Below are 400 nucleotides of genomic sequence, written 5' to 3' on the forward strand. Positions count from 1 at the left end.
AGGAAGCCGCCGAGCCTGGCCGCCCGGAAGCTCGGGTCCTTCTTGTCCGGGGGGAAGATGGTGATTCCCGCCGCCAGGAGGCCCAGCCGCTTCTGCGCTTCCGGGTCCAGCCGGAGATTCACATCCATGGCGGGCTCGCTGTACTCCAGCCGCTTGCCCAGCTTCAGCGTGCCGGTGGCCAGCGCCTCCACGTCCTCGCCCTTCAGCCGCAGCTCCTGCACCGTGCCCAGGCCCTTCTCGAAGTTGATGCGGCCCACCAGCGCGCCGAGCGCCACCTGCGGCAGCTCCATGGGCATCGAGTTGCCACCGCCCATGGGGATGGACGCCTTGCCGCCCTTGATGATGAGCCCCTGTGAGTCGAGCGTCAGCTCGCCGTTCGCCTGGGACAGGTCCGGCTCCG

At 69.5% G+C, this 400-nt stretch carries 1 protein-coding gene; it reads right to left on the minus strand.

All coding sequences use genetic code 11. The features are described 5' to 3' along the window. Positions 1-400: type II secretion system protein GspN (gene gspN / locus D7Y04_RS43310; protein ID WP_121763089.1), on the minus strand; the 400-nt coding region annotated here is incomplete at both ends.

The organism is Corallococcus sp. AB038B, from assembly GCF_003668955.1.
In the GTDB taxonomy this organism is placed as follows: domain Bacteria; phylum Myxococcota; class Myxococcia; order Myxococcales; family Myxococcaceae; genus Corallococcus; species Corallococcus exiguus.